General features: G+C 50.4%; 25 protein-coding genes and 1 tRNA gene. 13 read left to right on the top strand and 13 right to left on the bottom strand.

Features of this window, described 5'->3' with window-relative positions; all coding sequences use genetic code 11:
* Nucleotides 1-7: 7 nt before the first annotated feature.
* From QEH59_RS09580 to QEH59_RS09570, 3 genes are all read left to right on the top strand, one after another.
* Nucleotides 8-1,402, top strand: coding sequence for an FAD-dependent oxidoreductase (locus QEH59_RS09580; RefSeq protein WP_308985147.1), 1,395 nt, complete (start codon nt 8-10; stop codon nt 1,400-1,402).
* Nucleotides 1,403-1,555: 153 nt separating this feature from the next.
* Nucleotides 1,556-2,575 carry a GDSL-type esterase/lipase family protein gene (locus tag QEH59_RS09575; protein WP_308985146.1) on the top strand — a complete coding sequence of 340 codons (1,020 nt, stop codon included), beginning with the start codon at nt 1,556-1,558 and terminating at the stop codon, nt 2,573-2,575.
* A 185-nt stretch (nt 2,576-2,760) separates the two neighbouring features.
* Nucleotides 2,761-3,177, top strand: coding sequence for a thiol-disulfide oxidoreductase DCC family protein (locus QEH59_RS09570; protein WP_308985145.1), 417 nt, complete (start codon nt 2,761-2,763; stop codon nt 3,175-3,177).
* Here QEH59_RS09570 and QEH59_RS09565 read toward each other — a convergent pair.
* From QEH59_RS09565 to QEH59_RS09540, 6 genes are all read right to left on the bottom strand, one after another.
* Nucleotides 3,174-4,877, bottom strand: a complete 1,704-nt coding sequence (locus QEH59_RS09565; RefSeq protein WP_308985144.1) for a GspE/PulE family protein — start codon at nt 4,875-4,877, stop codon at nt 3,174-3,176. The genes QEH59_RS09570 and QEH59_RS09565 overlap by 4 nt on opposite strands.
* Nucleotides 4,874-5,056, bottom strand: coding sequence for a hypothetical protein (locus tag QEH59_RS09560; protein ID WP_308985143.1), 183 nt, complete (start codon nt 5,054-5,056; stop codon nt 4,874-4,876). The genes QEH59_RS09565 and QEH59_RS09560 overlap by 4 nt, the downstream gene beginning before the upstream one ends.
* Nucleotides 5,057-5,068: 12 nt before the next feature.
* Nucleotides 5,069-5,452, bottom strand: coding sequence for a response regulator transcription factor (locus QEH59_RS09555; RefSeq protein WP_308985142.1), 384 nt, complete (start codon nt 5,450-5,452; stop codon nt 5,069-5,071).
* Nucleotides 5,453-5,539: 87 nt separating this feature from the next.
* Nucleotides 5,540-7,249 carry a sensor histidine kinase gene (locus QEH59_RS09550; protein ID WP_308985141.1) on the bottom strand — a complete coding sequence of 570 codons (1,710 nt, stop codon included), beginning with the start codon at nt 7,247-7,249 and terminating at the stop codon, nt 5,540-5,542.
* A gap of 45 nt (nt 7,250-7,294) precedes the next feature.
* Nucleotides 7,295-11,032 (bottom strand): chromosome segregation protein SMC, encoded by a 3,738-nt coding sequence (smc, locus tag QEH59_RS09545; RefSeq protein ID WP_308985140.1) that lies wholly within the window; start codon nt 11,030-11,032, stop codon nt 7,295-7,297.
* Nucleotides 11,033-11,143: 111 nt separating this feature from the next.
* On the bottom strand, nt 11,144-11,842 hold the full coding sequence (locus QEH59_RS09540; protein ID WP_308985139.1) for a YggS family pyridoxal phosphate-dependent enzyme: 699 nt from the start codon (nt 11,840-11,842) through the stop codon (nt 11,144-11,146).
* A gap of 94 nt (nt 11,843-11,936) precedes the next feature.
* Here QEH59_RS09540 and QEH59_RS09535 point away from each other — a divergent pair, with 94 nt between their 5' ends.
* A complete protein-coding gene (locus QEH59_RS09535) occupies nt 11,937-12,854 on the top strand; it encodes a LysR family transcriptional regulator (protein WP_308985138.1) in 918 nt (305 codons plus the stop codon).
* Nucleotides 12,855-13,002: 148 nt separating this feature from the next.
* Here QEH59_RS09535 and QEH59_RS09530 read toward each other — a convergent pair whose 3' ends face one another.
* Genes QEH59_RS09530 through QEH59_RS09510 form a run of 5 tightly spaced genes read right to left on the bottom strand, consistent with a single transcriptional unit; the run spans nt 13,003 to nt 16,391 of the window.
* Nucleotides 13,003-13,770, bottom strand: a complete 768-nt coding sequence (locus QEH59_RS09530) for an MlaA family lipoprotein (protein WP_308985137.1) — start codon at nt 13,768-13,770, stop codon at nt 13,003-13,005.
* A complete protein-coding gene (locus QEH59_RS09525; protein ID WP_308985136.1) occupies nt 13,751-14,368 on the bottom strand; it encodes an MlaC/ttg2D family ABC transporter substrate-binding protein in 618 nt (205 codons plus the stop codon). The genes QEH59_RS09530 and QEH59_RS09525 overlap by 20 nt, the downstream gene beginning before the upstream one ends.
* Before the next feature lie 15 nt (nt 14,369-14,383).
* Complete coding sequence (mlaD, locus tag QEH59_RS09520; protein WP_308985135.1) at nt 14,384-14,839, bottom strand: outer membrane lipid asymmetry maintenance protein MlaD; 456 nt, start codon at nt 14,837-14,839, stop codon at nt 14,384-14,386.
* 3 nt (nt 14,840-14,842) lie between these two features.
* Nucleotides 14,843-15,613 carry an ABC transporter ATP-binding protein gene (locus tag QEH59_RS09515; RefSeq protein ID WP_308985134.1) on the bottom strand — a complete coding sequence of 257 codons (771 nt, stop codon included), beginning with the start codon at nt 15,611-15,613 and terminating at the stop codon, nt 14,843-14,845.
* 1 nt (nt 15,614) lies between these two features.
* Entirely contained in the window at nt 15,615-16,391 is a 777-nt protein-coding gene (locus QEH59_RS09510; RefSeq protein ID WP_308985133.1) for an MlaE family ABC transporter permease, read from the bottom strand.
* Between the two features lie 155 nt (nt 16,392-16,546).
* On the opposite strand from QEH59_RS09510, the gene QEH59_RS09505 reads away from it, so the two are divergent.
* Complete coding sequence (locus QEH59_RS09505) at nt 16,547-16,801, top strand: hypothetical protein (RefSeq protein WP_308985132.1); 255 nt, start codon at nt 16,547-16,549, stop codon at nt 16,799-16,801.
* Between the two features lie 3 nt (nt 16,802-16,804).
* Here the strand turns inward: QEH59_RS09505 and QEH59_RS09500 are convergent.
* Nucleotides 16,805-16,881: transfer RNA gene (locus QEH59_RS09500), tRNA-Arg, on the bottom strand.
* A 381-nt stretch (nt 16,882-17,262) separates the two neighbouring features.
* Entirely contained in the window at nt 17,263-18,168 is a 906-nt protein-coding gene (locus QEH59_RS09495; protein WP_308985131.1) for an AraC family transcriptional regulator, read from the bottom strand.
* 137 nt (nt 18,169-18,305) lie between these two features.
* On the opposite strand from QEH59_RS09495, the gene QEH59_RS09490 reads away from it, so the two are divergent.
* The 8 genes from QEH59_RS09490 to QEH59_RS09455 are packed head-to-tail and all read left to right on the top strand — an operon-like array spanning nt 18,306 to nt 26,395.
* Nucleotides 18,306-19,376 carry a glycoside hydrolase family 88 protein gene (locus QEH59_RS09490; protein ID WP_308985130.1) on the top strand — a complete coding sequence of 357 codons (1,071 nt, stop codon included), beginning with the start codon at nt 18,306-18,308 and terminating at the stop codon, nt 19,374-19,376.
* Between the two features lie 6 nt (nt 19,377-19,382).
* A complete protein-coding gene (locus QEH59_RS09485; RefSeq protein ID WP_308985129.1) occupies nt 19,383-20,090 on the top strand; it encodes an RraA family protein in 708 nt (235 codons plus the stop codon).
* Between the two features lie 44 nt (nt 20,091-20,134).
* Nucleotides 20,135-20,857, top strand: coding sequence for an SDR family oxidoreductase (locus tag QEH59_RS09480; RefSeq protein WP_308985128.1), 723 nt, complete (start codon nt 20,135-20,137; stop codon nt 20,855-20,857).
* Between the two features lie 28 nt (nt 20,858-20,885).
* A complete protein-coding gene (locus tag QEH59_RS09475) occupies nt 20,886-22,934 on the top strand; it encodes a heparinase II/III domain-containing protein (RefSeq protein WP_308985127.1) in 2,049 nt (682 codons plus the stop codon).
* A 16-nt stretch (nt 22,935-22,950) separates the two neighbouring features.
* Complete coding sequence (locus tag QEH59_RS09470) at nt 22,951-23,967, top strand: zinc-dependent alcohol dehydrogenase (RefSeq protein WP_308985126.1); 1,017 nt, start codon at nt 22,951-22,953, stop codon at nt 23,965-23,967.
* A 21-nt stretch (nt 23,968-23,988) separates the two neighbouring features.
* Nucleotides 23,989-24,759 carry an SDR family oxidoreductase gene (locus QEH59_RS09465; protein WP_308985125.1) on the top strand — a complete coding sequence of 257 codons (771 nt, stop codon included), beginning with the start codon at nt 23,989-23,991 and terminating at the stop codon, nt 24,757-24,759.
* Nucleotides 24,760-24,812: 53 nt separating this feature from the next.
* Entirely contained in the window at nt 24,813-25,796 is a 984-nt protein-coding gene (locus QEH59_RS09460; protein ID WP_308985124.1) for an NAD(P)-dependent oxidoreductase, read from the top strand.
* Nucleotides 25,793-26,395, top strand: coding sequence for an acyltransferase (locus QEH59_RS09455; protein WP_308985123.1), 603 nt, complete (start codon nt 25,793-25,795; stop codon nt 26,393-26,395). The genes QEH59_RS09460 and QEH59_RS09455 overlap by 4 nt, the downstream gene beginning before the upstream one ends.
* Nucleotides 26,396-26,429 lie beyond the last annotated feature (34 nt).

The raw sequence follows: 26,429 nt of genomic DNA, 5'->3' as shown, positions 1-26,429 counted from the left end.
TCAAGATATGACTACGCCACCCGACCTCCCCACCGACACATTTGACATCATCATTATGGGCGGAGGCCCCTCTGGCACTCACGCTGGCATCGCGGCAGCACGTGCAGGGCATCAGGTACTCGTGGTGGAAAAGCATGCATTCCTAGGCGGATCACTGACAGCGATGGGCGTCGGCCCAATGATGAGTTTTCACAATCCGGCAGGAGAGCAAGTCGTGATGGGACAACCGGAAGAGTTGATTCAACGGCTCATGAAAAAAAATGCCAGCCCGGGCCACATCCCAGACAGTGTGACCTACTGCAGCACCGTCACCCCCTTTGACAGTGAAGCCCTGAAGATCGAGCTAGAGACCATGCTACTCGAAGCAGGCGGTCACCTACTCTACCACACTCATTTCGCTGGAGCCGAAACAGACGAATCCGGAAAAATCGTCGACGTGACATTATGCAATAAGGCAGGCCTTCGACGCTACAAAGCTAAAGTCTTTATCGATGCGACGGGCGACGGTGATCTGGCTGCTGCTCTCGGAGCCAAATTTGCCCAAGGTCGAGCAAGTGACCACGCAACCCAGCCAATGACAATGAATCTGAAAATTGGCAACGTCGACATACAAGCCGTTCGTCAAAACGTATTTGAAGATCCAGATAATTTTGAATTCGATTTGGGAGCTGAAGAAGGCCTACGACGACTGAAGAACACCCCACGTGTCAGCCTCAAAGCTTACAAAAAGACATGGAAAGACGCCCAAGAACGCGGCGAAGTCAACGTGCCACGTGAGTGTGTTTTGTTTTTCGAAACAGCGACTCCCGGGGTTGTCATCGTCAACACATCACGAATACAAGGTCTGGATGGAACCAACCCCTACCACTTAAGCAAAGCCGAAGTCATTGGGCGTAAACAAAATCTGGAAATCTTCAACTTCCTGAAAACTCACTGCAAAGGCTTCGAAAATGCAATTCAAATGGACGGCGCGGCACAAATCGGCATTCGAGAAACACGACGTATCGAAGGGCTCTATACACTGACAGCGGAAGATGTGCTTAATGAAGTTCAATTCCCCGATCCGATCGCCTTGGGCGGATATCCCATAGACATTCATTCGCCGGACAAAGTTGAGACAAATTCCAACCACCTAGCGCAGGGAACGAAATATCAAATACCGATGCGCTGTCTATTGCCCCAACAGCCCAACAACCTGATTGTGGCTGGTCGCTGTATCAGTGCCACCCATGAAGCGATGGCCGCCTTTCGAGTCAGCCCGATTGCCATGGCAATCGGGCAAGCCGCCGGCACCATGGCTGCCGTAGCGGTTGAAAAGTCCACGTCGACCCACTTGGTTGACTATCAATTGGTTCGTCAGCGACTAATCGCGTCTCAAGCAAAGCTACCAGAACTCACATAAGCCTATAGCGAGAAAACGGTTCCAGTTTTCCTGCATACCATATAAATAGTCACAACAAGTGAAGTGAACACATACAAGTTTACTTTGCGAAAACAGTATTTTTCGAGGCCATGCCTTCCTTTTCGAGAAATTATATGCTAAGTGTTGTGTGACATGAAACTACCGACAGACGCCATCACACATAATATTGCTGAACTGATATCCCATCCCGAAACGGGACAACGAGTGATTAGCCGTATTCCGCAAGAGTTACGTGAGCACCTAAATGAGCACGCCCAACAACGCGCATTGCATAGCAGTGGCTGCGAACTACGCTTTCGACTCACAGGTCCGACAGCCACTCTACGCTTACAGGCCAGTGAGGTGATCGCCAGTCACCACGGTGGCGGTTTGGCCCAAATCCTGTTCGGCGATTTCAGCCATACTTATTTTCCTGTCTTAGAAAATAAACTTATTGAATACGAAATCACGGCTCCTAATTACAATGACTTGGAACAGGCATCCGCTGGCCAACAACTCTTCAACCCTCACCTAGTCCGCATCCTGCTACCGACCCACGCCGCAATCAATCACCTCGAAATCGTTGGCGCCATCGCCCCCCCCGCCCCTGGCGACATACCGACCAAACGCGTGCTCAATTACGGATCTTCGATTACTCAAGGTACGGGTGCACTCAGCTCACGAGAAACTTGGGCGGGCCGCTGCGCACATCTACTTGGAGCCGACTTAATCAATCTTGGGTTTGGCGGTGGATGCCACTGCGAACCTGAAATGACTGAATATTTATGCCAGCGTAATGACTTTGATGTCGCGATACTCGAGACCGGTATCAACATGCTTGCTTTGGACCCGAAGGTTACCGATCAGCGAATTGAGCACTTGATTCGTGAGTTCAGTGCCGCCCATAGCGATAAGCCGGTCTTCTGCCTCGGTGTCTTCCCTTGCAACGAAGACTCAGAAACAAACTTCCAAGGCCGTGCCCAACAAATTCGTAAACTAGTTCAAGGCGTCGTTCAGGAGATACAGTCACCTACGCTCACTTTCATAGACGGCCGCGAAGCACTCACGCACTCGCTGAATATGAGCGTTGACCTCACGCATCCCTCACAAGCTGGGATGATAGAAATCGGAGCCTACGTAGCCGCACGTATTCAAGCCTCCGGCCAAATCTAAGCTGTAGCGCAGTGGATTTCCACGAATTCTCCACATATCATCTGTATTTATATTGATACCGTTCCCTGAAAATCTTTACCCGGATGATACGTATGACGAAGAAAATCGCTTGCTATAATTGATGCGCCTAGAGAACTCGAGCAACAGAAAGACAACAATCGAAGGAGTGAACACGTTCTATGCGAGTGAAACCATCATCACCTGCCATCTTATTTTACGATGGCGACTGCGGACTCTGCAACCGCGCGGTGCACGTTTTACTCAGACAAGACCGGGGCGAGCGATTGTATTTCGCCCCGATCCAAGGGGTGACAGCGCAAGAGTGCTTACCGATAGCCCTTCGTAGCACTCTATCAACTGTGGTCTATCAGCGCCCGAACTCCGATGGCACTGTGACCACCTGGACACGCTCCGAAGCACTACTTTGCGCACTGATCGATCTCCAGGGTTCCTTACGTTGGCCAGCCACCATAAGTCGCTGGCTACCGATTTCTTGGCGTGATGCCGTATACAACTGGATTGCACGTAATCGGCATCACTGGGGCAAGCGTCAAGTCTGTGCAGTGCCCAGCCCAAGCGAGCGGATGCGCTTCCTGCCCTAACCGACCCAATCGAAGGAGGCATGCGCCTCGAGCTCTTCGACTGTGGTGAAACCAAGCAAAACCTTCTTTAGACCATCGTAACGAAGCGGACGATAGCCCACCTTCTTCGCGGCTGCAGCGAGTTCGGCATCACTACCACCCGAAGAAATCAAGGCACGCATCTCATCCGTCACCAGCGCCATCTCGTGAAATGCAATCCGTCCACGATAGCCGGTTTTACGGCAATGTGGGCAGCCTTGTCCTTCATAAAAGACAGGTGCTTCCACTTCTTTATAGTCATAGAAAAATTTACGAAGCACATCCTCATCCGGAGTGTAGGATCGCTTGCAATGCTCACAGATACGAGCCGCCAAGCGCTGTGCCAAGACTGCCAGTAAGGACGGTGCCACCATGTAGGGCTCAATGCCTAACTCAATCAAACGCACCACGGCCTGAATGGCATTGTTCGTGTGCAAGGTGGAAAAAACCAAATGCCCGGTAAGAGCCGCTTCAGTGGCGATCTTAGCGGTCTCTAGATCACGAATCTCACCAACGAGAATTACGTCGGGATCTTGACGCAGTAAGGAGCGCAGAAGTGACGAAAAGTTCAGCTCAATACTTGCGTTGACCTGCGATTGAATGATGCCGGTCATCTGCGTTTCGACTGGATCTTCGATGGTGCAAATATTTACCTCCGGTGAATTAATTTCATGCAAGGCCGCATACAGCGTAGTCGACTTCCCAGACCCCGTGGGTCCAGTCACGAATATCATGCCATTGGGATTACGAATGACCTGCTTGAATGGCTCCAGGATCGACTGCGAAATAAGCATTTGATCCAAAGTTCGAAAATCCTTTTTCCCCGTCAGTGCTAGAATACGTAGTACTAGTTTCTCGCCATAAATAGTCGGAATTACAGAAACACGAAAATTGACTTGTTCAGCTCCCAAAGGCACCGAAAAACGTCCATCCTGTGGAAAGCGCGACTCGGCGATGTTCAAATTGCTAAGAATTTTAATGCGTGACTTGAGCGGCGCATGCAATGCCGCGGCGATGGTAAAAACATGCTGTAAGCGACCATCGATACGAAAACGTATATTCGTAGAATCCTCCCGCGGCTCCATGTGAATATCCGAGGCACGCTCTTTAATAGCCAGATAAAGCAAAGCATCACAGAGTCCAACAATCGATTTCGACTCACTCATGCCCTCCAATTCGTCCGGTCTCAGTTTCGCGAGAATTGCCCCCTGGCTTTTCTCCAGCTGATCAATTAACTCTTCAACGCTCTTATCGGTGCTATAGTGCAACTCGATCGCATCGTGCACCTCCGAAGTGAGGCAAAAAACCGGGCTAATATCCTTGCCTGTAATCGCAGCCAAACGATCGATCAAAGGCTGATTATAGGGGTCTGGCATGGCAACAGTCAGTGCCGACTCGATCTCATAAAGTGGCATAATATTGCCCTTACGAGCAATCTCGATCGGAATGCTACAGATCGCCTCTTCACTAATAATAGTGGACAGCGGATCCACGTAAGCAGATTCGATACGATCACTCCACAATCGGCAACCGACCTCTTTACTGATCAGCCCCTCCTCGATCAGATATTCCACTAGGTCCAAGGTCCCCTCCTCCGCACTCAATAAAGCACGCTGATAAACCTCGTCAGAGAGCGTGACGTGATGCGCCAGCTGAAGCTGTTCACGAATCGTCATACTCATTTTTTCTTCTTCTTTCGCACCTGTTTGCCAAACATCTTTTCGATTTCAGTCGCGTCCACCAGTTCACGACCAAAAACGGAATCCCGTCGATCAATGGCCACCTCAGCCATCATCTCTGCCAGCGAATAGCGCACGCCCTTTAGGGTGTTGCTGGAGGGCTGCGGATGCTCTTGATTCATAACAATAGAGTGCTACTCTCCCCAAATTTCCTCGATCAAATGATTAATCGTATCGATCACGATCTCCTTCTTCATATCCTTACGTAAATAGTAGGAAGCACCATATTCCACACTGGTTTCGACCGCTTGACGCGAAGCAACTGAGGAGGCCATCACTACAATGGCCTCTTCATCGTAGTCTACAATCTCTTTAAGCGCTTCCAGCCCTTCCTTAACAGGCATGTTCACATCCATCAATACGAAGTCCGGCTTCCAGCGTTTATACAGGTCAATCCCCTCCTGACCGTTGATCGCTTCGTAGATACGCTCAAAACCCAGCTGCTTGAGAATTAGTTTTAAATACGCACGCAAGTGAGCTTCATCATCAACAATCAGTGCAGTGGTCGGTCGGCTCATATATAATTAGCTTTTTTCATGTGATACGCTCTGTCGAGCACGAATCTAAGTAAAAGTCTCTACATAGGACTCGCTATAAGGCGCTCGCTAGCCTAGCTCCCGCACAATAATAAAAGAAGTGCCACGCCCCAATTGGCTGCGCACTAAAATTTGCATCCCAAGGCGGTTGCACATTTCTTTAGCAATATAGAGCCCGAGTCCCAAGGAAGGCTCATTGCCAGTTGGGCGCGAAGACAAACGGACAAATTTCCCAAAAAGTTTGCGCTGATCTTCTTCGCTAATGCCAGATCCAGTATCCGAAATTTCCAATTCGACACGTGTATCGACACAACGTGTCACAATACCAACCTGCCCGTACTGTGGCGTGTATTTGACTGCATTACTAACTAGATTACTAATACAGATATCCAGCCAATCGCGGTTGCTGTCGAATTGCAGCTCTTCGCTGGCAGCTAAATTAAGGTGCAAGCTAATCTTCTTTTTCTGAGCCTGACTATGAAACTGATCGACCACCGACTTAATCACTGAATTGAAGCATACAAGCTCAGTTCGGAGCTGACCGTTAAAACTTTCCAAACGAGAGACGTCCAGCAACCGATTCGTCAAATCCAACATTCGCTCACCGGACTTTTTGATATCGGATACAAAATCATCCTTGGAGAAATCTGAAAAATCTTCCTCGGCCAGATCACAAAGCCCAATCACCGAATTCAGTGGGTTACGTAAATCATGTGCCAGCACCCCAATAAACTCGTCCTTTTCTTTATTCAAACTCTTCAACTGTTCGTTGGCTTGAGCCAGCTCTTCCGTAGTCACCAATAGCTCAGATTTCTGAGCCTCATTGGTCGCATTAATGCGGGAGAGTTCCAGATTGCGCCGCTCGAGTCGCGACTGATGGCGGCGAATCGCAGAAATACAGATGTAGGACACAATAAAAGTAACCAACAGTGCCAGTATAATATTTATCAACAACTGCTCCTTAATCGGCGCAAGCATCATCGATTCACTTTGCTCCACAATCAAATACCAATCCAGCTCGGGCACATAGCGGCAGTGCAGTAAGCGAGTTTGTCCCTCACGCCGATAGCTCAACCGGTTGCGTTTGTCGCTGAGTAAATCAGGGACATGTTCGCTAAGCCCTTCAATTTCAGATAAGTTTGAATATTTTAACAGAGGGCTATTCATCGGACGCAGCACCATCTTACCACTGGAATCACTAAAATATATCTGTCGCTCAAACTTAGCTTCGTAACGACTGATCAGCTGATTCACACTGTTAACCGTCAAGCCCACCCCAGTGGCACCAATGAAATTCCCCTTATAATCGAAAGTCCGGTAGTTGATGAAAATCGTCATCTCGTCTGCATTGGCCAAATCAGCATCCACATTGATCTCGTATGGTGCCTCGATATCGCGTACGCGATAATACCACACGTCACGCGGCTCATCCGGATGCACATACTTCAATAATCCATGTGAATGATAATATTTACTAGTATGCTCCGACACAAAAAAAGAAGTGACCGTACCATACTTCACCTTAATCTCGTGCAAATAGCGGGTAATCGCATCCTCGTCCAATTCTCCCGCAATCACCCAATCCCGCAAAAAAGTATCGTGAGCCATCAAAGAAGCGATAAAGACCGGTCGCAAAAGATCGCGCTGTATCTCGGAATAGACATTATCGGATGTCAGCGGCAAGGTGCTCTCTTGAATCGTCTCACGAATATTACCGCGGGTCACCCAATAGCTACTAATGCTAATCAACATGAAGCCCGTGAGCAAAAGTAAGCTCACAAACCACGCCCAACCAAACCGTTTTGAAAAAATCGTGTCCACGGTCTAGAATGGTTGCTGATTTTCCTCTGCAGCCATCTCTGGACGTTTACTGTCTTTATTAAATCGCATAGATAGTAGTGTAGAGACCCCCTTCTCTGGCATCGTAACCCCAAAAACGGTGTCAGCATTAGAAATGGTACGCTTATTGTGCGTAATAATCAGAAACTGAGACTTATCGGTAAAGCCATGCAGGGTATCGCAGAAGCGCCCAATATTCGCATCATCAAGTGCAGCGTCAATTTCGTCCAGCACACAAAACGGACTGGGCTTAACCATATAAATAGCAAATAACAAGGCCACAGCAGCCATGGTGCGTTGGCCACCGGACAGCAGTGTCACACTTTTGAGACGGGTGCCCGGAGGTCGCGCAATAATATCAATGCCCGACTCCAGTGGGTCTTCTGAATCGACCAATTTCAGATCGGAATCGCCTCCTCCAGAAATTTTACCATAGGTAAATGCGAAGTTTTTCTTCACCTGCTCAAATGTTTCCCGGAAAAGTGTCTGCGAGGTCTCATTAATCTGCTCAATGGTCTCCACCAAACTATTCTTCGAATTCCAGAGGTCTTCACTCTGGCCTTTAAGGAAGTCATGACGTTCTTTCAGGTCAGTGTACTCACTAATCGCATCCAGATTCACTGGTCCCATATTGGAAATCCGGCTTTTTAGCTCGCTCACCTCCTCTTCAATACTGGTCCAGTTAGTGGCATCCATTTCGGCCAATTCCTCCTCTGTGGGATCTCGCCGCTCGTGCTTAGGTTGTGCTGACAACTTATCCGGATCATCCAAATCGTCTAAGTTCACCCGTTTCTCGAATTCAACGTTCCCTTCCCAGAGTTCCGCCTTCCAATTGACTTGAGACAGATCAACTTGATACTCGTCCAAAGCCGTGCTTTGGATAAAACCGAGCTGCGAGCGTTCTTCTGCCAAACGAATTTCCAACTTAGTCAATTCTTTATCAAAGGAACGACTTTCATTACGGCGTCCGGATAATCCTTCATCAATTTCATTGATAATCGCATCAATACCCTGCAATTGCTCCCGGTCTTTATCCAGTTCATCAGAGGCGATCGCAAGTGTCTTTGCCAGCTCTTCACTCTTACTGGCTTGGTGTGCGCTGGTCTGCTGGAGCTGCACAATCTGCTCATTAATGGTATCAATCTCCTGATTACGGCGCAGGATACGGTGTTGTAGATTGGCGGTTTCACGCTGCACCTCACTCAGTGCACGATCGGCCGACTCCAGACGCTGCTTCTTCTCCGCCAGCTCCAGGCGCACATCAGAAAGTGCTTCCCGCTTAAGGTCCCGCTCCTGACGTGCAAGGTCGATGGCAGCTTCCAAGTCAGTCCCCCCCTGACGCTCGTCTTTCAGTCCCTGTTCCGCACCTGCCAACTCGTCCCTTGCCGCCTCTAATTCGGCAAGTGAGTCGCCATGCTTAGCGTCCAAGCGATCAATTTCATCCTCCGCCTGTGTGCGAGTGCGGGCATTTTGTTCAATCTTTTGAGTTTGATTACGTTCTTCCGCAACCAAGCCCGACACTTCACTGGCAAGATCACCTAAGCGCTTGCGCTGCTCTTCGACGATCGCCTCCGCGACATTACGCCGCTCATCAAGCGCATCTGCCTCCTCACGCAAGACCTGCAATGCCGTCCGTTCGACCTCAATTTCCTTGCGTAGACTGCGAATCTCAGACTCACGCTCCAGAACACTGGCCGATTTTTTACCACTGGTGCGTCCACCATGGATCAGACCACGGCAATCGATAATCTCACCATCGCGCGTAGCAGCGAACAGAAAGCTAAAATTCGGGTGCGACTGCCAATACTCGATAAATAGGTCCAAGCGATCGACAAAATAGCATCCCTGCAGCAGACGCTCGACCGCATTTTGCAATTGTGGGTCTCTGACCGTGACGACTGATTGCGCGGTCACTATCCCAGTCTGTAACTCAGCCACGGCGATCGGCTCAGGTATCGCTGTAGCTGCGGGCAGATCGATCTGCAAACAAGCGCGCCCTAGAAAGTTTGTATCCAGCTGACCGATGACTGCCAACGCTTTTTGAGCATCGCCAATATAAAGTGTATCTGCCGCTGTCCCCAGTAAAGTTTTCAACGCGGTGGTATACGTACTATCGACCGTTAACTCTTTGGAAATAATCGAAATATCGTCCTTAGACACAACTTCGCTCAGCTTATCACCAAGAATGGCCTTCGCTCCTTCACCGAAACCTTCAAACTTAGCCTGCAAGCTTTCCAACACGTTCAGTTGCGCTGATTTACGAGCCACTCCCCGGTCCTGCTCTTGTATGCGTTCCTGTACACTCCGATACTGCGCAGTGATCTCGCGCGATTCCCCCCGCGCCTGCTCCACAGCTTGCTCACTGGCGGCTTGCTCAGCGCGGCGGCGTTCTAACAAACGCTGGATCTCGGCCAGTCCCTGCTCCAGGCCCACAACTTCTTCCTTCAAGCTCGCAGCACTTTCAGTCAGCGAAGCATGCTTGACCTGATAGGTCCTCAGATCGACCTCCAGAGTGGTGCAACGTGAACGTGCTCGATTAATCCGATTCTCTGCCGCCAGCAGATCTTGACGACGCTTTTGTAGCTGGCCCTCCATCGCGCTCAATTGCTCCTGCGCATAAACAAGTTCGTTATTTCGCTCGTGAAAAATACGGTCAGAGTCGTCAACCACGTCGAGCTGCAGCTGCTTATTCTCGCTCTCATCCTTCGCTCGCTCGGCTAAGGCAGACTTTTGCTCTTCTAAATCGGCGATCTCTTTTTGATATTCAGCAATGCGCGCCACCATATCCTTTGAGCGAATCACGGAAAATTCAGACTGATTCTCTGCATGCTCCTTTTCGGAGCGCAGGTTCGCGACACGCTGCTGGAGCTCTTCCATTTTCTGAGAAAGACCAGCGCGTTGCGCCTTCTTTTCCATTAAAATAGACTCATCGCGTTCGAGCGATCCGGTATGCACCTCAACTTGCTTGCGCAATTCAGCTGCCCGCTCAGCCAGTTTTTGAATAGATTGGCTCAAATCCGAATGACGGTATGCACTAAACGCGAGATCCAGATGGGTGAGACGATGCTTAATGCGCTGGTAGCGCAAAGCCTTACTTGCTTGACGCTTAAGTGAGCCGATTTGCCGTGAAACCTCGTCAATCACATCCGTAACGCGAGCGAGGTTGGCATCCACCAGCGCCAGCTTACTCAGCGCCTCTTTGCGCTGCGCCTTATACAAGGTGATACCAGCTGCCTCTTCAAAAATGGTTCGGCGCTCAGCCGGATTGGTAGAAAGAATCTGGTCAATCTGCCCCTGTAACATGAAGGAGTAGGACACACGCCCCACTCCAGTATTGGCAAACAGTCGCTGAATATCCTTCAAACGAGAAACTTTGCCATTAATATAGTAATCACTACCTCCATCGCGAGTCACACGGCGTGCAATGGCCACTTCATTGAACTGAGTACCCAATTCGGCTTCACAATCGGTAAAGGTCAAAGTTACTTCACAGGTTGGCAGCCCCTTACGCTTATCCGTGCCCTCAAAAATGACATCTTGCATGGAAGCACCCCGCAGGGCTTTAGCACTCTGCTCTCCCAGCACCCATCGGATCGCATCCACGATATTACTCTTCCCACAGCCATTTGGCCCCACGACAGCAGTGACCCCCTGACGCAGATCCAAACGTGTTCGGTCGGCGAAACTCTTAAAGCCACTAATGACGATCTCTTTAAGATACATATTTCAAATAAAAGCTGTGCAGGTGTGCGTCTAAAAGGCGATAAGAACAATGCGCCGAGCAAGCTCCCGCAACTCAAAAAACTGCCGAGCAGAAGGCCTACAGCCATTTATTTATAAATACGCACGCTGACCATAAAGCGCAGTGCCCACGCGAATCTGAGTTGAGCCAGCGGCAATAGCGGCCTCCAAATCCCCCGTCATCCCCATCGAAAGTTCACTCAATGGCACTCCAAAACTACCCGCCAATTCATCCCGCAAGTCCCGCAAACGCTGAAATGCCGCACTCGCAACTGTAGGATCCTCATCCAATGGCGCGATCGTCATCAGCCCCTCGACCTCTAAATGAGCAGCCTCCAAGCCTGCTTCAAGCACCTCCTCTGCCTGCGACACCAAAAATCCAAATTTATTAGGATCCTCTCCAGTATTACACTGTAACAAAATCCGCAGTAATTTGCCCTGCTCGCCCGCAATCCGATTCAGACGCCGCAATAACTTGAGCGAGTCCACCGACTGAATACGATCAAAAATCGCAACCGCATCCTGCGCCTTATTACTCTGTAAATGCCCTATTAGCTCCCAGCTTACCGGCTGTAAGCATGAGCCCTGCTTATCAGCCGCCTCTTGCACCCGATTCTCACCCACCGCCAATAAACCGCTGCGCAAGGCATAATCCACCGCAGCCACCGGATGATTCTTGGTCACTGGTAACAGACTCACCGTATCGGATGCACGACCACAGGACTCACATGCAAGAGCGATACGTGCTCGCACCTGCGATAAGTTTTTCTCAAAAATCGAATATTCAATCATTAGTTAGTCAGAAAGTTTACTTAATGGAAAACAACCCATAAGAATAGCTTAATTTATCATTGCATTTAAATTAGTCAGGGTTATACATTGAATCATGCACGTTGAAAATTTCAAAATATTCTCAGATTTAGTTGAGAGCGAGAGCTTCTCTCGCGCGGCCAAGCTCAATGGCATTACCCAGTCTGCGGTGAGTCAGCAGTTGCGAGCGATGGAGAAGCATTTTAGCATACTAATAGTGGATCGTAGTCAAAAGCAATTTCGTCTGACTCGCGAAGGACAAAAACTTTACGAGTCAGCTAAGGAGATTCTTTATCTTTACGACAAGCTAAACAGTGAGTTGCAAGAAATGAAGAAGGTGATCAGCGGGACCATTCATATTTCAACAGTCTATAGTATTGGTCTCCACGAACTGCCACCTTACGTGAAAGCATTTTTGACCAAATATCCAGAGGTCAACATCCGGGTGGAATATCGCCGCGCGAACAATGTGTATGAAGACATACTCACCAACTCCATTGATCTAGGTCTTGTCGCTTATCCACAAAAGCACAAGCAGTTGGAAGTCCTCCCCTTCCACGACGACATATTGATTCTAGTGGTGAGCCCGGAGCACCCACTCGCCAACCAAAAGCACGTAACGATTGAAGAAATCTCCGGGCAAAAGTTTGTAGGCTTCGAGCCCGACATTCCCACTCGCAAGGCGACCGATCAAATATTCCGCGAGGCCAACATCGAAATGGAACCCGTGATGGAGTTCGACAATGTGGAAACCGTCAAACGCGCCGTCGAAATCAACGCCGGCATCGCCATCCTTCCCCAAACCACCGTCACGCGTGAAGAAGCGCAAGGCCTACTGAAAGTCCTCAAATTCAAAAACAAAGTCTACAAGCGACCACTCGCACTCATCCATCGCAAAGGCCGCGTGCTAACTCCGGCCATGAAGAAGTTGATCGACCTGTTAACATCCAAAGATCTCAACAGTCTAGAAAACACTTCAGAAGACGAAGTCTAGCCACATATCAATTCATGAAAAATTCGAACTAAATAGAGCTAGTTTTCGTAGCCTCGGTTCTTAGAGCCAGGAAGTTCCCAGCAGACTTCCTCTTGCACCGCTCCTCTTACACCGTCCCTCTTTACCGGCCGGCGCCCCACACAGAAATTTACTCTGCAATAGCGCCGCGACGGTATTGGGTGAAGCCGTTCTTCATTGAGCTGTAAGGATCGATCGCACTTCCCTTAAATTGCTTATAGCGCTCCAGGATATCCGGACTTTTTACGATAAACTCTGTCCCACTGAGTGCTAAATGCGACTCCCAACGCCAATCGTCGATCAAACTGAATGGCTCTTTTAATGGATTCACTGCACGATCTCCAATCATTCCCCCGAGGTCACGTAAATTGGACGGCCCCAGTAAAGGTAAAACCAAATAAGGCCCTTCTCCAATCCCCCAGCTTCCCAATGCTTGCCCAATATCCTCGGGCTTAATGGGAGCCAAACCATTGATCGAATCCGCAGGTGTCATAATCCCGGCCACCCCGACAGTGGAATTCACCACAAAACGTCCAGTTTCAACCCAGGCACCTTGCATGCGCCCCTGCAACAGATTCCCCACCAGACGTACGGGATACTTCAGGTTCCTGAAAAAGTTACTGGCTCCCGTTTCCACTGGATCTGGAGTAATCGCAGTATAGCCGTCTACAATCGGCTGCAGAACCTTCATGTAGACATAGTCATTAAACTCAAAGGTATAGCGATTCATGCCTTCAAAAGGATCATAAATGCTCGTCGCCGAAACGACCTCCTCGTTATAGAAATCCTCATCCGACATCGCAGATCCCTGTGCACCCTGTGCAGCAAAGGCTGACACAGTGACCAAGCTAAATAATGCGGTCCAAGTAAGTGGTGATTTAAATTTTCGTATCTTCATTGATTTCCTCATGTTGAAGCAGTTCTTTAAGGCGTGCAATCAGTTCTGCGCCACTCCCTTTACGGAAATGATCATCCAATTGCTCACGGTAGTTGGAAACGACACTCACATTCTCGGCTACAATATCATAAATCTGCCAACCGGAATGCATTTCCCGCAGACGATAGAGCACATAATAGGTCTGCCCATCCAACACAATTGTCGACTGAATTTCCATACGCGATGACGAGGTCGAAGTCACCTCGCCCAAGCTCACCTTAGGCCGACTTTTCCCATCCAATCCTTTGACGTAAGCCTTCAGCACGAGTTGCTTCACCAGCTCAAGAACTTCTTCCTGCTCAGCCTCACTCATCAAACGCCAATTGCGCCCGATGGCGCGCCGAATGATGACATCCAAGTCATAGTTCGCCTCGACGACCTGCCTCACTTTAGACTGTTTCTCTTGGTCGGACAGGCTGGAACTACCGCTGGAATAAATCGCATCCAGCGCAGCATCGATCGTCGACTGCAGCTTTTCACGCTGTGCTTCCTGAGCTGACACAGAGCTGCCCGCAATCAAGCACAATAGTATAATAAATCGATAGAAATAGTGTAACATAATAGTGCTGATAGCTTATTCTGACTTCTCGTCAATACCTCCGAGTGCAAAGCGACTAATCAGACTTTCGATATCCATTGCAGACTCCGTATCCACAATCTCATATCCGGGCTCCATCGGCATGCCCCCTCCTGGAGAAAGATTGATGTAACGATCGCCTATCAAGCCTGCGGTTTTCACCGATGCAATCGTGTCTTCGTCCAACTCCAAGCTCTTCGGCAATTCCAGTGTAACAATGGCATCAAAGCGTTCATTCAAACTCACATCTTTGACAGTGCCCACACGCACGCCTGCGATTTCAACCCGACTACCGGCATTCACACCGCTGGCACTACTAAAACGAGCGGTAATCGTATAGTGATCACTCCCGAAAAAGCGGGCACTCCCTACCTGAATCGCGAGATAGAGCACAGCCGCCAGACCGACGAGCACAAAACAGCCCACGAGAAATTCAATGCTTCGATTTTTCATAAATTACTTGGCTCCTCCATGCGATGATATCCGTCGACCATAATTTGCCTTACTTAAAAAACCTGACAAGGCCGATTGAGCATCCGCATTCAATTCATCCGGTTTTCCAAAAAACTTAATTTTGCCAGCATCCAACCAGGCCACACGGTCACTAATCTCAAAGACCTCCGGTATATCATGGCTAACCAACAAGGCGGTAAACCCAAAACGTTCACGATAGTCAGCAATCATTTCAAAAACACTAAACTTACGCTCTGGATCCAGGCCCGTCGTCGGCTCATCAAACAGCACCACCTGCGGCTTGGTAATCAAGGCACGGCCCAAAGCAACACGCTTCTTCATACCTCCGGACAGCTCGCCCGGGAAACGCATGGCTGAAGCGCTCAACTCCAACTGCGCCAACATAGCATCCACCCGCTCCTGTATCTCCCGCGGTTTCAAGGCAGTGGCCTCACGCAAGGGCAAAGCCACATTCTCATATGCAGTCAGCGAGTCAAACAACGCATTATTCTGAAACATGTAGCTGAACGATACACCCGCATCGCTATGCGCACGACGACGGCTCTGCGAGATCGCCTGCCCATCCAACTCAATGCTACCTGCATCTGCTTGTAGCAGATTTGCGATGCACTTCAACAACACCGACTTACCGATACCACTCTTCCCGATAATCGTCGTCACCGAAGCAGCCGCCACATCCAGATCAACCCCATCCAGCACTCGATTCTCACCAAAATGCTTCTTTAACCCACGAATTTTCAAAAAAGCATCCATACTACAAAAGAAACGAAGTGATTAAATAGTCTGCCGCCAATACCGTCACGCTCGACCAAACCACCGCTCGAGTCGCCGATTCACTTACACCACGCACCCCTGGAAACCCCGCCTTACGATGCGTATTAAAACCACGGTAAGCACAAATTGAAATCGTCAAAACTCCGAAGACCAAAGCCTTGATATAGCCCCCCTGCACATCCGCCCAAGTTACGCTTTCAAACACACGGTTCCAATACACGCCCGCATCCACATTGAGCAACACACAGCCCGTCAAATAACCTCCAAAAATCCCAATTAAATCAAATACGGCGGTTAAAATAGGGAAACAAATCAAAGCGGCCACCAGACGCGGCCCCACCAGAAAGCCCAGGGGGTCAATACTCATCGTTTGCAGGGCATCAATTTGCTCATCATTTCGTTGAATCCCCAGTTCCGATGCCATCGCAGAGCCCGCCTGTCCAACCACCATCAAAGCAGTCAGCACCGGACCTAATTCACGAATCAAGGACAGCGCCACCGCAGTCCCCAAAGCCGATTCAGCTCCAAATTTCACCAGAGTATAATAAAGCTGCAAGCCCATGACCAAGCCAGTAAACAGCCCCACTGTTGCAATGATTGGAAAACAACGCACCCCGATTTCATGAATCGCCAGTGTTAATTTAGCCAAGCGACTACGTTGCGCGAAAAATCCGCGCAAAGCCCCCAAGCCAAAGAGTGAGAGCTCTCCCAACTCAAAGACCACACTGAGTGCTGAACGTCCAAGCGTGCGTATCATAATAAAAGGTTTAGGTATCTAAAAAGGCGCGTTAAAAACAGCAAACCAAGACTTATGGCACAGATCCCCCTGTCATTGGAAGCCGAACTTTAGAAAAGTTCTAGGGTAAAAGAAGAATTGTTACAAAATTCAGCTAATATCAATTCTAACAATACATGATCAATTCGGCAGTCCGCAAGCTCGCCTCCTGCGGGTTCTGCGAGCTAGGCAACGCAGTCGAAACGAAGTTTCAGCTGCGACGCGCCATCTCCCCCGATTCTAAAAACCAAAGCCACGAGAAACATCTCTATTCAGTTCAAACTTTTGCGAATTGGTATAATAACGCCCAAACTTCCGGTAACACAGCAGAGTGCTGGAGTAAGGTAGTCTTGTCGCCTTCCCCAATCGCGGGAGGCAAGGCCCTCGCCTAAAAGTGGCACGGGCGCTGGGATTCGAACCCAGGACCGTCGGTTTAGAAAACCGATGCTCTATCCAGCTGAGCTACACCCGCATCTAATTGACAACCAACAATTTCAACGACAAGAAAGGCAAGCTTAAATTAGCACCAGTCACCTTTTTTGGTAAGCCGATAAATTTAGAGCATGTCAAAAGCATCAAATTCAGCAGTTTTTAAAAAAGTAACAGAATGCCTGTATCGTAATGAGTCATCGAGCGACTACTATGTTTTGCTCAAGCAGTCAGGCAAGCAAATCCGTCGATCATTAATGACTAAAGCTCCCCGCTCGTCGCAAAGTCGCATATAAACAACACATAAGAGCTCGACTCTCCGTATCCGACTAAAGGCGAATTGCCCGCGATAGAATTCTGCGCCTTACGCCCTAAATGACTTAAGGATGATTGCGATCTGACTCTGCATTCCTAATAATCATTGCTAACTATGCGGCGTCAGCACCGCTGCCATATGGCGGCGGTAGCCTGTGGGCGACATCCCTGTCACTGTGCGAAAAGTACGACTAAAGAAGGACAGCGAATGAAAACCACAACGAGTTGCAACCTCACTCAAACTCAGCGATGGATCTAAAATCAGAGTCCGCGCACGATTGACTCTAACCTCCCGGACATAATCAAAAACCGTCTGGCCGGTCTCACGCTTAAAGACACGAGCCAGATGCTCTTCCCCTTTCCCAACATGCCAGGCGATTTCCCCCAAGGTCATATCCTCCGAAAGATGCTTTAAAATATACTCCTTAACCCCCAAAACCAGACTGGAAGGTGTCGCCCCTGATTCGATCGCCTCCTCATTCTTGGTATCGGTCAATTTACGAGCGACAGCTACGATCAAATCTGTGCAAATAGAACGCACACGATGCCGATAACCCACTGATTGTTGATCTGTTTCTCGACGCAAATCAACCAGTAAGTCTGTAATCTCAGTGTCGATCCCCCCATTCAATTGCACCACTGACGCAAAATGGTGCAAAATGAAATCGACAAAGTTCACCTCCGGCTTGCGCACTCGCCGCCGGGCCTGCTTTGCGAGATGTTCGGCATCCAGAAACAAACGGACTAAATGTAGATGATGCGCCTGTTTGGAGTGCTTATTAATGTATGCATGCTCATCGACCACTGGTGCAACTAAGATGTCACCACTGGATAAACTCACCCGACCTTCAATTCCCTCTATCTCATGCTCAATCGAACCCTCCAAAATAAATAAAAACTTGAAGTGGTTCTTTCTCAAACGCACCTCCCCTCCCTTGGGGATCACAAATGTCGCTTCATCCACCATCAGAAAAGGTGGTCCAAAGTTTTCAACGGGATGCCAGGAATAACTCATAAAGAAGCGGGTAGTATAAATGTGGCAAATACGCATAGCAGCAAACAGAGCCGACATAAAGCTTCAAGTCAAAATAGTGCAAACAATGTCAAATGCGCCTATAGCCAGCTTAGAAATAATATGATTTAATAGATTTAATGATAACCCACTCATCAATAGCCCCCCTGACTGTGGCCCAACTGGCCTACCAGCGCGCGAAAGAACTGCACTCGTTCGCGCACTACACAGGCATTCTAACTTTAAACGGACTAGCGCGCCTAGCGCTCTGCGCTGAATCAGCTGAGCTGCGTGCGCAACTCCTGGAAGAAGCCCAGTTGCAATACCGTCCTTTTTTGAGCGGCGAAGCTGAGATTTCATTTTGTAATTTTGATTGCTATCGCTGCGGTGGCAGTGGCGCGGCCTACCTATGGTGGAAAGACGCCCTACCGAATGCCGATGCTTCGACTTTTGAACCCTTCATCAATCAGTTACTCAACGAAGCTCCACGCGACAAGAATGGAGCGCTATGCCACCCGGAAGATGCGGCAAGCGAGCGAATCTGGATCGACATCGCTTTTGCAGTCACCCCATTTCTACTTTATTGTGGTCTCAAACTGGAACGCGACGATCTCATCAGCCAAGCATGGAAAGAGACTCGTTTGTTAATTGAAGCGCTTTACGTCCCTGAAACCGGTCTCGTCAATCAGGCGATTAATTTCCGCGGGCCAGGGCATCGCACTGACGACCATTGGTCACGTGGTAACGGGTGGGCGATACACGGTCTAGCAGCACTGATCGAATCAATGCCCAAGCAGCATCCGGATCGCCCTACAGTGGAGAAGATGTATGTCAAATTTGTCGATGCCTGCCTCAAATATCAAAACCCGAACAACGGACTTTGGCACCAGGAAATGACGAATCCGGAATCCTACATCGAGACCTCAGGCTCCGGACTGCTCCTGCACGGGATCGGGATCGGTTTGGCCGATGGTATTCTAAATGCCTCCTATCAGGAATCCTTCGACCGTGGGCTTAAAGGCTACCTCAGCTACATTGCCCTCAATGGCTCGGTGCACAATACCTGCACCGGCTGCCTCTGTCCGAATCAGGGAACTAAAGAGGATTACATTCAACGCACACATAAGACCGACGACTGCCATGCCCATGGTCCAGTAATCTTTGCTTATGCACAGGCATACGCAAACGGCATTAAAACCATCAAACTGTAAAACATTATGAACTTAGAGGAATTAGAAGCGGACCGCGAGATCGATCCCAACGCCCCATTGTCGCTTCCTGAAAAGGAAATTTGCGACCGCTACGAGAAAGTATTTACAGCAGCGGTCAATGATGCGCTACGCGAGAAGCGCTTGACCAATCAAACATTGCCCAACGGTCTTGTGCCCTTGCGTGAGCGAATGCGTTCAGCTGGTTTTGCTTTCACCATTAAGGGAGCAAAGAACCTGACATTAAAAAACGAAATGGCTGAACGTGCCCGCATGCTCGACGACATTCCGGAGGATTCTTTCATCGTCTGGGACACCTCCTTGGATCGCGATTCTGCTCACTGGGGCGAATGCATGACAATGGCAGCACAACGAAAGAACTGTCGCGGTGCGGTCGTCGATGGCGGCGTGCGTGACACCGATCAAGTCATCGACTTAGGCTTCCCGCTGTGGGTCCGCTATCGTAGCTCAAATGGCATGCTAGGGCGCTTCCGCATCAGTGCATGGCAAACTCCGATCCAAATGGGCGATGTCATCGTACGCCCCGGCGATCTTATTTTCGCAGATATTGACGGCGCACTTTGCGTACCACGCCACATGGCTGTGGATATCCTTATTCGCGCCGAAGAGCTCGCCAACGGCGAATCTGAGCTCAAGCAGTGGATCAAAGAAGGCATGTCCGCCGTCGAAATCGTGGAGCGCGGCGGCTATTTCTAAGTCAGCACTCCCTAAAACAAACTAAACAATACTGTAATAATTTTATGAATACACTTAAAGACAGAACAATCGTTCTCATCGGCGCAACTGGTGGTATCGGCCAGGCCGTAGTATCTAAGCTAGCCAAACATGGTGCCAACTTGGCATTAGGGGGCCGCAATCAATCCGCGCTCAACAGCTTAGCCGATAGCGCACGCGACGCAGGTGCCGGCACCGTAAGTGCCCAGACAATCGACGTAATCGACGAAGTCTCGGTGGCGAGCTTCTATAAGTCGGTCAGCGACACGTTTGGTCACGCGGACATTCTGTTGTATTTACCAGGCATGTCGATTGCCGCTCCAGTGACTGAAATGGACCTAAGCGACTACGACCAGATCGTAGATGTTAATGTAAAGGGACTCTTCCTTTCCGCAAAGTACTACTTGCCGATCACTCAGCCCGAGCGCAATCCGATACTCAGCTTTGTCAGCTCGCAAGCGGCAACACGCGCGAATCCCAATGCACCGGTTTACTGCGCAGCCAAGGCAGCCGCAGCCATGCTGGGACAAGGACTGGGCCTGCAAGCAATGTCCAAGAATGTGCGTGTCACCAACTTTAAGCCAGGCCCGGTCGACACTGATGGTTTCTGGGGCGACCGCCCGGTGCCTCGTGAAAAATTCATGCAGCCTTCAGATGTCGCGGAGATCATCGAATTTGTCTTCTCGCTACCTAGCCACGTGGCCATGCACGAAGTCAGCTTCGAGTCCTTCACTTTCATGAAGAAATAACACTCACCTCGGTCCTCCGCCACTCACCATGCCCCTATTTCTTAGCGACAGCGAACGCGCGGCATTTCGCGCGTTGCAATACGAAGATCCGCTCTCATCGATCTACTGGGCACTAAGCAGTCGCGTTGAGAAACGCGCAAGTGCGCCTGGATTGATCGATGCCCAAACAACGGTGCACTGGTGGCACTGTGCATCCGAATACTTGACAGATGCGGCCATGGTGTACGCGCTCAAGCCGTCGGAGCCCTTGGCTTGCTGGCTGCGCAATTGCACTATGGAAATCGTGCGTCGCCCTGTCTCAGATTGGGTCGGCCCGCCCTTTCGCGATCATACTGCAGAGCCTCCACTCGGACACTTAGAGACCGCGCACCTCACATGGAGCGTGGCCATCGTCTTGGACTTGGCTGCCGACTTGTTTGAGCCAGTCGAGTTGGACGAAATCCGGAGCGCACTCCGCGATAAAGGCATCGCTCTTTGCCAACGTTGGATTGATAAGACCACATATCTAAATAACTGGCGCTGCGTCATGAATGCAGGCATCGCCACCGCTGCGGCTGTCCTCGATGATAGTGTAGCACTCAGCGAAGCTATCGCTGCCTTTCAGCGTGATGTCGATGTCTTTCAAAAAGACGGCAGCTACGGGGAATCGCTGCAATATGGAAACTACACGAGCTACTGTCTAATGCTGACGCGAGAGGCGATCGTGCGTCACAGCCCGAGCCTAGATGCCGACCTAGCACTCGATCCATATGTTAAAAAGCCGCGATGGGATGTAGCTTCGCTCTTCTACAAAAAACCTCTACAAGGTTGGGGCATCCACCCCCGCCCTCGGAGTGCAAACTTCAACGACAGTGCGGCCATGTATCGCGCCTCTGGCGACTTTCTACTACACGTCGCAGTCCGCGCCCAGAAAAGTCACCCCATCGAAGCAGGACTCGCTCGCTGGCTCTTTGATACACTCTATCTCCCAAGTTTCGAGCAAGGCCCACACGATCAAGCCAGCTTCGGTTTCATCAACGACTTCGGCTTTCTCACGCTGCCACTGTTTGCACAAGCGTGCGCTGCGATCAGCCCTGAAGCCGCCGAGTTGCCACTAACCGATGCTTTCAGCTGTGGCGATGTGCTGGTGCGTGATGATTGGCCCTCGCGCGGCGGACGCACTGTGCTAGCCATCCATGGAGCCGATCAAGGACTCCACGCGCCAGGTCACCTGCACGGCGATTTAAATAGTTTCATTCTGGTACATAATAACGAACGCATGCTGGTCGACCCTGGGCACAGCTGCTACCGAGGGCTGGTGCACGGCATCGAAACATCCACCAATACGCATAACACCTGCACCTTCAGTGAAGCGGGCAAAAGTATGCTCCAGTCCAAATACTTGCGCCGCCAGTATGACCCGAAAACGAAACAAGCAGGCCCACTCGTCACTCGCGGTGGAAAGCAATTGCTGGTCGCCCGCAAAGGAGAAGTGAGTGTGGTCGCGTCCGAAGTCTCGGCTCTTTACGGCGACCCGATACAGGAGTTTACTCGATTTTGGTTTCAATGCGGAACGCATGCACTCTTTATTGTCGATCACATCGAAGCCAGTCGTCCCGTTCGCACTCACTGGAATTGGCTGCTCAACAATCGTGATAACGCACTCGACCTCAAACTGGTTCAACCGGATCGCTTGGTTGCACGCCGCGCCAATGCTGGCATGAAGCTCTTCCATTTAGGCGGTCATGAAATGCAAGGCCCTACCGCCTCTTATGTGCATGACGCCTACCACCCCCTTCCCAATCAGAACAGTGAAGGCAAAGCCAACAGCGGTCAATTGATCACCTGGAGTGAGCGTGAGCCCCAGCTCTCCCGCACAGTCACCCACGCTATCTGCTTGGACAGTTACGGCCCAATTACCAGATGGCATTTACACTGCGACGACACAAGCACTGCGCTCGAAAGCGAGGGCGCAAAGGTCAATTGGAAACTCTCCGGCGATGTGGATACTGACGGCTTCACGCTCAGTGAAACCGTCTCCAATATCAGCTATCGCATTTCTCAAGAACAAGGAACCTGGCAACTCCGCCGCAAATAATCACTCACTTAATATTATGAAAGCAGCCCTCTACGAAGGTAAGCAAAAATTTAGCATTCAATCGGTCGATCCAATCGCACCAGGCCCGGATGAAATCCGCCTAAGCGTCGCCTACGTAGGTATTTGCGGAACCGATACGCATATTTACCACGGTGCAATGGACGCACGCGTGCAGCCGCCACAAGTAATCGGGCATGAGATGTCGGGTACCGTCGCCGAACTCGGCTCTAATGTGCAAGGCTTTGCGATTGGTGACCCCGTGGTGGTGCGTCCACTCGACAATAGAGCAGAAACTGCCGCAGATCGTGGGCATAGTCACATCTGTCGCGACTTAAAATTTATCGGGATCGATTCTCCAGGAGCTTTTCAAAACTCATGGACTGTGCCAGCCTTCGCGGTTCACAAAGCACCACATGGTGTCGACCTGCAATTAGCAGCATTGAGCGAACCACTGGCAGTCGCCTGCCATGATGTGCGCTTGGGTGAAGTGCAGGCGGGTGAATTGGCAGTTGTCATGGGAGGCGGCCCGATTGGTATGCTCGTCGCGATAGTCGCTCGCGCGACAGGTGCACGGGTGATTCTATCGGAAGTAAACGAGAACCGGCTCGCCTTCGCCCGTGAGTTGGGCTTTGAAGCGGTCAGCCCGATTGACACCGACCTAGCTAAGCTTTGTCGCGAACGCAGCGACGGCGCAGGCGCGGACATCGTTTTTGAAGTTTCCGGAGCCAAAGCGGCCGCTGCTGGAATGACAGATGTCTTGGCCATTCGCGGGCGAATCGTGCTCGTCGCCATCTACCCGCAGCCAGTTGAATTGAACTTATTTCAGTTTTTCTGGAAGGAACTTAAGCTCTGTGGGGCCCGCGTATATGAGCCACAAGACTACGAGCAAGCACTACAGTTGATCTCAGAAAAGTCATTGCCACTGGATAAAATGATTACCCGCGTCGAACCACTCGATAATATTCAAGCCGCCTTCGAAAACCTGGACAGTTCGCCCAACGCCATGAAGGTGCTCATCGATTGCCAAGCATAAGCATTTCAACACTCAATTTATATGACGACTTCAAACACATTTGATCTCAAAGGAAAAACCGCCCTGGTCACGGGCTGTAAACGCGGTATCGGACTCGCCATGGCGGAAGCACTTGCCGAAGCGGGCGCCAATATCATCGGCGTTAGTGCCAGTTTGGAACAATCCGGTAGCAATGTCGAAAAGCGCGTCACTGCCCTCGGTCGTAGCTTCAGTGCCTACACTTGTGACTTTGGCGACCGGACCGCGCTCAAGTCCTTCACCGCACAAGTCAAAGAAGATCATCCAAAGATCGATATCCTCATTAACAACGCAGGCACCATTCTCCGCCAACCCGCAGTAGAACACTCTGACGAATATTGGGATCAAGTGATTGAAATCAACCAGAGTGCACAATTCATTTTGAGCCGTGAAATCGGCAAAGAAATGGTAGCTCGAGGCCAGGGTAAAATCATCTTTACCGCCTCCCTGCTGACCTTCCAAGGCGGCATCACCGTTCCCGGATACGCAGCCAGCAAGGGGGCGATCGGTCAGCTCACCAAAGCCCTGGCAAATGAGTGGGCTAGCAAGGGTGTCAACGTCAACGCGATCGCGCCCGGTTATATCGCCACCGATAACACTGAAGCCCTACGCAATGATGAAACTCGCAGCCGCCAAATACTCGAACGCATTCCCGCGGGTCGTTGGGGGACCCCCGAAGACTTCAAAGGGCCAGTCGTCTTTCTTGCATCGGATGCGTCCAACTATGTCCACGGCACCACCCTTTTAGTCGACGGCGGCTGGATGGGGCGATAATCGACGATTCATTTGATCACAAAAACAAAGTTACTCTGTTCTCTAAACCAATTATGAAAATTCTATTTGCCTGCAGCATCGCAGACTCAGAAGCCCGCCAACGCATGAGCTCATTAGGCGAGATCATCGAAACCCCTGAAGCCGATACTCCAGAAAAATTACTGGCGGCCGCTGCAGGTGCGGAAATCATCATCGTTCCCTACACCGCTCAAATGCTGGTGACCCAAGCCGTCATCGACGGCCTGCCACAATTGAAGCTAATCGGCAGCACTTATGGCGGTGTCCGACAGAATATTGACGAACTGTATGCTTTGGAGAAAGGGATCTGTGTGATTCATACTGGCCCGACACGTATTCGTCCGATGGCGGAGTATACTTTGGGCTTAGCGCTGAGCGCCTTGACCCAGATCTCCAACTACCACCACTACATGCGTAGCGGTGAAGCTTGGCCGCGGGCAAACTTTGGTCGCACTCGTATTCTGCACAATCGCAAGGTCGGTGTGATCGGATTCGGCTGGATTGGAAAAGGTATTGCGGAACTGTTCCAAGCCTTCACCAAAGACATCCAAGTCTACTCCCAGCACGCAAGTGAAACGAGCTTGCAAGCTGCTGGCTATCAGAAGGCAGAATCACTGGAAGCCGTTTTTAAAGAATGTGAAGTCATCGTATTGGCCGGTGGCTATAACCCAGCAACCCACCACATGATACGTGCTCAACATTTCGAAGCAATGGCCGACGAAGCGCTCTTCATCAATATCGCACGTGGTAAGATGGTCCATCAAGCAGAGATGATCGAAGTCGCTGAACGCAAGAACATCTATCTGGCTCTTGATGTTTTCGAAAACGAACCCTTGGAAGCCGACAGCCCACTCCGCGAAAACGACCGCTACTTGATCACGCCGCACCGTGCCAATGCCCCACGCGAATTTGAAGAACGTTGGAAGTATCTTGCTGACGAATTGGAACGTTTCACTGCAGGTCAATCTCCTGAAACTGCACTCAATCCAGAGCGTGCAAAGGTAATGAGCGAATCATGAGCATCTGGAACCTACTGGATGGGGGCATGAGTAATCCCGCCCCGCCCACCAATTGGCGACAACGCTTTGTGTTCTGGTGCGGACGACGCCTCGCACGGCGCTATAAGAATGTCCATGTGCCGAAGAGTTGTCGCATTCACCCAGGCGCTAAAATCAATCCACGCGACGGTGCTATTTACTTTGGCGAAGACTGTATCGTCGCTGACGGTGCCATCATTCAAGGTAATGTTCGCTTCGGTGATCACTGCTCTGTGCAGCCCTATACCATTTTGACAGGTACAGGGACACGTGAAAACCCAATCGGACAGATTACAATCGGCAACTACGTACGCATCGCATCTCATGGCATGATGATCGCCGCCAATCACAATTTCTCGGATCCGAAAAAGCCAATTCATCATCAAGGCCTCACGCTGGGCCCCATCACCATCGAAGACGACGTATGGATCGGAGGCCGCGTCAACATCACCGCTGGCACCACCATCGCCCATGGATCCGTCATCGGCAGCGGGTCAGTTGTGACAAAAGATATCCCCGCGATGTCAATCGCGGTGGGAGTTCCCGCCAAAGTGATTAAATCTCGGAATGATGTCAGTTGAGAAACACTCGATATACCCCAAACAACTTTGCGAA

It is taken from the genome of Thalassobacterium sedimentorum (assembly GCF_031127905.1).
GTDB classification, from domain to species: domain Bacteria; phylum Verrucomicrobiota; class Verrucomicrobiia; order Opitutales; family Coraliomargaritaceae; genus Thalassobacterium; species Thalassobacterium sedimentorum.
This window is presented reverse-complemented; position numbering and strand designations above follow the sequence as displayed.